The sequence below is a fragment of the Dialister sp. UBA1703 genome (assembly GCA_002320515.1).
Lineage (GTDB): Bacteria > Bacillota > Negativicutes > Veillonellales > Dialisteraceae > Dialister.
In genome coordinates, this window is the sequence record DCJJ01000028.1 from 1 (window position 1) to 6706 (window position 6706).

General features: G+C 48.7%; 3 protein-coding genes and 1 other annotated feature. Of the genes, 1 reads left to right on the top strand and 2 read right to left on the bottom strand.

Going from position 1 to position 6706, the window contains the following annotated elements:
• Positions 1–220: 220 nt before the first annotated feature.
• Positions 221–1384, bottom strand: a complete 1164-nt coding sequence (locus B2Y11_RS01525) for an ABC transporter substrate-binding protein (RefSeq protein ID WP_291055266.1) — start codon at positions 1382–1384, stop codon at positions 221–223.
• Between the two features lie 166 nt (positions 1385–1550).
• Positions 1551–1751, bottom strand: a binding site (T-box leader).
• Between the two features lie 403 nt (positions 1752–2154).
• Between B2Y11_RS01525 and B2Y11_RS01530 the strand changes: the two genes are divergently transcribed.
• Positions 2155–3129: a diacylglycerol/lipid kinase family protein gene (locus tag B2Y11_RS01530; protein ID WP_291055269.1), complete on the top strand. Its 975-nt coding sequence runs from the start codon at positions 2155–2157 to the stop codon at positions 3127–3129.
• A 141-nt stretch (positions 3130–3270) separates the two neighbouring features.
• Here B2Y11_RS01530 and B2Y11_RS01535 read toward each other — a convergent pair whose 3' ends face one another.
• Complete coding sequence (locus tag B2Y11_RS01535) at positions 3271–5400, bottom strand: TonB-dependent receptor (RefSeq protein WP_291055272.1); 2130 nt, start codon at positions 5398–5400, stop codon at positions 3271–3273.
• Between the last annotated feature and the right edge of the window lie 1306 nt (positions 5401–6706).

Genomic DNA, 6706 nt, shown 5'->3' on the forward strand with positions numbered 1-6706 from the left:
TCGGGAATACCGGAAAGCACCGCGAAGCAGTCACTTCATAAGAGGCTCTAAAGTAAGCGCCGATAAAATTCCCCGCCATATCCCACGTAAAAAGGCGAAGCATGACGCTTCGCCTTTTTATTTCCTATACTGCCATCCTTTGTTCTGCTATTCTTCCATACTTCCTTACATTCTTTCTGATTTCCATGCTTCCCTGCTGCTTTACTGACATGTCAGCCTATTAAGCGAAAGGAACCCATTTTCCATCCTGTACCTGGAGTACATCCAGATCCATCTTTGGATCCCTGTTTTCATCAAATTCAAACTTGCCGGTAGCGCCTTCGAAGTTCTTAATCTGGGCCAGTGCATCGCGGAATTTCTTGCGGTCTGTGGTGGAGCCGGACTTTTCAGCGGCTTCATGCATAATGTAGAAAGCATCGTAGGTCTGGGCTGCAAACTGGTCCGGTTCGTGTCCGTACTTGGCTACGAAGGCTTTACGGAAGTTCTGGGCCTTGTCGCTCTTTCTATCCGGGTTCCAGGGTGTTGCTACCAGAGTGCCGTTGGCTGCATCGCCGGCCTGTTTAATGTACTGGGGGCTGTTGAAGCCGTTGTTGCCGATGATGGGCTGGTTCATGCCCATTTCTCTGGCTTTCTTTACAATGAGGGCGCCTTCCTGGTAGAAGCCTGCAATGCAGATCACGTCCGGGTTAGCTGCCTGAATCTTGGTGAGCTGAGCGGAGAAGTCGGTATCTTTATCTGCAAAGGTTTCGGTATCCACTACATCAATGCCCATATCCTTGAAGGTCTGCTGATAAATTTCATTTTCACCAACCATCTGGTCATTGTTGTTGGAGTACATGACAGCTACCTTCTTGAATCCCAGTTTATCATGGGCCTTCTTGACGGTGGTGGGGATAGCCAGCTTACCGGGGATGGCGTTTCTGAAAATGTAGTCGCCAATGTCTGTTACCTTCGGAGCTGTGGTGCTGGTGCCGAAAACAGCAACTTTAGCCTGCTGGGCAATGGGGCCTGCAGCAAAAATTTCACCGGAAGTCATAGGTCCCTGAATAGCCAGTACCTTATCCTGTTCAATGAGGCGCTTGAAGGCATTGATGGCTTCTGCCTTGTTCAGCTTGCTGTCGTAGGTCACCAGATCAATTTTCATCTTTGTTTTCGGATCTTTATTGATTTCTTCTACAGCCAGTTCTGCGCCTTCCTTTTCAGCCTGGCCATAAGCGGCGCCGGGGCCGGTATAGGCGGTAACAAAACCAAATTTCACTGTATCACCGCTGGCTGCCTTTGCGCTGGAAGAAGCGGCTTTCTTGTCACCGCCGCATCCTGCAAATGCTCCACATACTGTTGCTGCTGCCATGGCTGCTGCCATTGCTTTCATCCATTTCTTCATTTTCGTTTCCTCCCTGATATATAATGAAAATTGTTACCCAATCAAAAAACCCTGCCGGACTGATTCATCCGGCAGGGGCGCATATACGCGGTACCACCCTGGTTTATCGCTCAGTGGAACACCGATGATACCAAATAAAAAAGCTCCTGATCTTCATTCTTTTGAAGATAGGGGCGAAAGTTTCGCGGTACCACCCTACATTATACTTTGGTGTTCCTATTCGTAACGTGAATGGACGTTTCCGCTTACTTAGTTCGGCTGAAATACTCACGGGTGAGTGTTGGAAGTTTTCTTCTTACCGGCTTACACCAACCGCCGGCTCTCTGTAAATCAAGGAAATTTCCTTTTTCCCGTTCCTTGTATCTTTGGGTTTTCGGTTATGCATAGAGTATAATACCCGGGTCAGTCCTTGTCAATAGATTTCTTGAAAAAATGGATTGAGGAAATAAGTTTCTTACTCGACATGGGGCCCTTGCATTTCATGGCGGCAGGAAACTTTTCGCATATAGTTTCCTACTCTACATAGCACCATTGTGTTTCAACTCGACAGGAAACTATTCCGCATATGGTTTCTTATCCGGTATGGCACCATTGCGTTTCAACCTCAGCAGGAAACTGTTCGCATATGGTTTCCTATCCGGCATGGCACCATTGCATTTCACCTCAGCAGGAAACTTTTATTAATCTGTCAAAATTTCCTTTCTATTTGGTATAATAGGATAGATAGAATTCAGGAGACCCCGGTCTCCATTGCACGGAGTGTGAGAGTCATGAAAAAAGAAGGACAGTGTACCATCATCGTCAACCCTACATCGGGCCATGAACGGGCACCGCGATATATTCCCCTTCTCCATTCTGTTCTTTCCAAACGGTTTGAGGATATCATCATCAGACTGACGGAAAAAGCAGGGGATGCCACGGATTTTGCCAGAGATGCCGCAGAAGCAGGGCGGGATGTGGTATGCATGGGCGGCGACGGTACCATTAACGAAGTCATCAATGGCATGGTGCCTGTCAACAGCAGCTCCACCTTCGGCTTTGTCCCCTTCGGCACCGTAAACGACCTGGCCAGGGCTCTCCACATTCCCCGCTCTCCCCAGGGAGCCATCCACATGCTGGAAACGGCGGTGAAAACGAATATTGACGTAGGCCGGGTGAACGACCGCTACTTTATCAATGTGGTGGGTGCCGGCAGCATTTCCGAAGCGGTAGGCAAGGTTACCATCAAGGAAAAGACCCTCTTCGGATCCCTGGCTTACTATATGAAGGGCATGCAGGTGGTATCGAAGCAGAAATCCTACCATTTCAAAATTGAAGAGGAAAACGGCACCGTCATCGAAGTGTCCTCTCCTCTCATTGCGGCCATGCTCACCGACTCCGCCGGAAGTTTCCATAACCTCATTCCGCCGTCGGAAAGAAATAAAGGGGTCATCAAGCTCTGCCTCTTCCACGATTTTGAATGGCTCCTGGCCCTGAAATCGGCGCCAAAGCTCTTGGCAGGCATGCAGATGGGGCCGGACTTCCTCACCGTAGTGAGCTTCAAGAAAGCCCACCTTTCGATCCAGGAAAACGAGCCCCTTGTCACCAACGTGGACGGCGATCTGGGCCCCACCTTCCCTCTGGACCTGGAAATCCTCCCCAACCGCCTTCCCGTCTTCGTTCCAGCTCATCCCAGAGAGGACCAGGGCATTCTCCCCCGTTTCCTGAAGCCCCCTCATATTCACCTGCCCTGGGAGGAAGAATAGGGCACGAAGGATAGGAGCGTCAGTTCTTTTATGATTCGATTTTTCTAAGGTCCCCTCCCTTTCCCAGGAAAGGCCTTTGCATTTTATAGGTCCCACAAAAAAACACCGTCCCCAAAGGGCGGTGTTTTTTTGATGCTTCCTTTAGAAGGAATATCTGGCGGTAAGGGTGTAGGTCCTGCCGTCACCGATGTAATGATGGCTGTTGGAAATATCCTCATCATAGTATTCCCTGTCGAAGAGGTTATTTACAGCAAACTGGAGTCCGAAGTTCTTATTGAACTGGTAATTGGTGGAAAGGTTCATGAGGAAATAGGCATCCCGAGCCTTGAAGCAGCCGCTTTCCTCTCCTGCTTCCGTCCTGTCGGAAATGAACATGCCGTCCAGGTTCACCGTCCAGGGATTCTTGCTGTACGTAGTACCAAGGTGGAGCAGATGGCGGGGAATATCATAATTCTTTTCACCCTCCACCTTTCCTGTCTGCCAGGTGTAGTTGATATAGGAAGTCCAGGCGTCACTGTGGTGCTGATTCAGGGAAATTTCAAATCCATGGGTCTTGGCGTCGCCGGCATTTTCATAGAAATAAGCAGATGCATTCTCTTTATTCAACTTGATATAATCATCTGTTTTTGCATAGAACACATCGGCATGAACATCGGTCTTGCTGCCAAATTTCTTTTTCAGTCCCAATTCCCAGGTATCTGTAGTTTCCGGATCCAGGTCAGGGTTCGGACGGTAGATTCCTCTCTTGTTGTCAGAGTATNNCACCTGGTACAGAATAGGCGGATTAAAGGATTTCCCATAGGAAACATAAGCATTGGTGCTGTCATTAAAAGCATAATCAAGAGAAATCTTTGGGGAGAACTTGTCATAGGAAGAAGAATCGAAATCCTTTTCATCCTTTCCCCTGTACTGAGAGTACCCATCATATTTTTTATAATGGTCATACCGTCCGCCGATGTAAGCCGTCCATTTCGGGGAGAAGTTCCACTTATCCTGTACATAAATGGCATAGGTCTTATCCTTGCCACCAAGCCGCTGATCTTTGTCAGTCTCTTTACTCCTGCTGTTCCAGGATTTCCAGTCTGTCACTGACGCAGAAATGGTTTCGCTGAACTTATCCTGCCCGAGGGAGAAACCAGCCAGAAGATTATGGGCGCCCAGTTTCCATCTCTTATTGAAATCAAAATCCCAGGATTTAGAGGGATAGGATGTCTTACTGCCACTGCCGTCAAAATTCTTTTCCGGATTTACGCTTGTGTCCGGAGAGGTATAACCATCTTTGTAATAATCGGTCAAGCCAAAGTGAGCATGGATGCCATTATCTTTATCATTATAGGTTAAAGAATGAAGATTATAGGCACGCCATCCCCGCGTTCCCAGGAAACTGGACGGACTGTAGCTCTTCTTATTTTCTCCGATTGTTCCATTCCAGCGATCAGCCCTCTCTATGTAAGAAATGGGGTCTTCATATTTCCACTCATAAATGGAATGGGTATATTTATAGGTCAATTTCTGGCTGTCGTTGAAACTGTAGCCCATGTTGAACCCAAAGGACTCATTCAAAACTTTCTTGCTGCCTCTGTTACCAATGATGGCGTTTCCTTCCGCATCGGAATCATACCCTTCCGCTTTCCCGGATCCGCTGACAGAAACATCGTAATCCTTCCAGCCATGGGTATTCATGCTGCCATAAAAGGCGCCAAAATCAAACTTATCCTTTTTGAAGCCAACATTATAATTCTGGTTTACCGTGGCGTTGCTTCCGTAGCTTACCGTAGCAGAGCCGTGGAGGCCGTCCTGCTTCTGGGTTTTGGTCATAATATTGATGACACCGCCTACAGCCCGGCCACCATAAAGAGCGGACTGCCCACCGGAGACCACTTCAATCTTCCGGATATTTTCTACCGGAATCATATTCCAGTCCACATCCCCGTTCCAGGCCGTGTTCATGGGCTGACCATCCACCAGCACCAGAATATTCTTGGAATCATATCCTCTCAGATTGACCGTACCTTCCACAGACTGGGATGCCGATACACCGGTCACCATAGCCACAGCCTGGGCTGTATTCTGCACATTCCTCTTCTGGATATCCTTCTCCGTAACCACCTGTACATTGGCCGGCACATCCTGCAGCCTTTCTGCCTGCCTGTTGGCTGTAACCGTAATCCCCTTCAGCGTATACACCGGCGTTTCAGCACTGACACTGCCAGCCCCTGTCAAAGCCAGTACGGCTAAAAGGGCTGTAATTTCTTTAGATTTTAATGACATAGTACACTCCCCTTGTATTTTTATTGGTAAATAGCAATTTTCAATATATGAAACGCTAATTCATCCGTTTTAATTTCTTACTATTTACTTATCTTATTATATACCCTTGTTCAAGTAGGACAAAGAAATGATTGGACGCCTTTGGACACGCCCTGCGGGCGTGAGGGTTAACGGGCCTCCAGCCCGAGGGTTATGGCCGCCTTTCGGCGGCGGGTTATGTAAAAGGGTTGTGAAGGGAAAGGTTCTTAAGATGGATGGGCCTTCGGCCCAAGGGTTCTTAGGTTTGACGGCCTTTCAAGGCCGAAGGTTGTGGTATCGCCCGCAGGGCGATGAGTATAAAGTCAGCGTTACGGGATTTACTTTTCTGTGTCATATGTCATGAAAAGCATTACGGTAATCAGCCACCTCCGGTGGCTTTTCCCCCCTTTGGTGCCTTACGGCACCACCTTCCCCCCGCAGAGCGGTGGGACAACAAAGCTCTGAAAAGCAGTCCTTGCATAAGCAGCTCACAGCATAACGGAGCTTTATAGTGCCCCCGCTTGCGGGGGAAAGGTGGTGGCGCCAGCCACCAAAGGGGGATTGCATTTCCGACGCCCGCAGGGCGGTTGTTAAGGTTTTATACAAACTGGCGCCTTATATAATTTAGAGGCGCCCTCCACAACCCTCAGCGGCATAGCCGCTGTCAGTCGAGTAGACGGAATCAGATTACTCTGTCCGCCCCTCACAGAACCGTACGTGCGGTTTTCCCGCATACGGCTCCTAGAATAGTCCTTGGGGTGTACTCGTTACACCTTATCAGTTGCAGTTCCGTTTACATTTAACTAATCTCTAAGTCTTAGTTTCGTCTACCTCTCTGTGCAGAACCTGTTTCCCTGCGATTGTTGACTATTCTTTACCCCCTTCACTCCACCTGCTTTCACAGGTTTCATCACTACTATGAGGTAATCCGACTGCTGACTGGGCATCTGTGACGTCTCCATACAGTAAAGTATTTTGGCGTCCATACCATTGGGATGGGTGTCATCCATTTAGGACCCTTGTCAGCTCTCCCAGGTACATGTATAGTACTTCGTGCGCTCGCCATGCTCTATGACCCTGGTGGAACCTGCACAGTTCTCGCTTATCGACCTGTACATTTCTGCCTGCGACCTAAGTTAGGGTATCGGCTTCCACACAACGTTCTAACGAGGCTGAATCGCTTCACGCTTTCGCATTACGGCTCTCGCACTCCTTTGTCTACGCTTCATGCTGGCCTCACGGCTTCACATGCAAGACTAAGTACCGGCTGCTTGCTAGGCTTTGCCGG

Bases quoted from the DNA above. Each gene is read 5' to 3' on its own strand.
- B2Y11_RS01525 (WP_291055266.1), bottom strand. From the start codon at position 1,384: ATGAAGAAATGGATGAAAGCAATGGCAGCAGCCATGGCAGCAGCAACA.
- B2Y11_RS01530 (WP_291055269.1), top strand. From the start codon at position 2,155: ATGAAAAAAGAAGGACAGTGTACCATCATCGTCAACCCTACATCGGGC.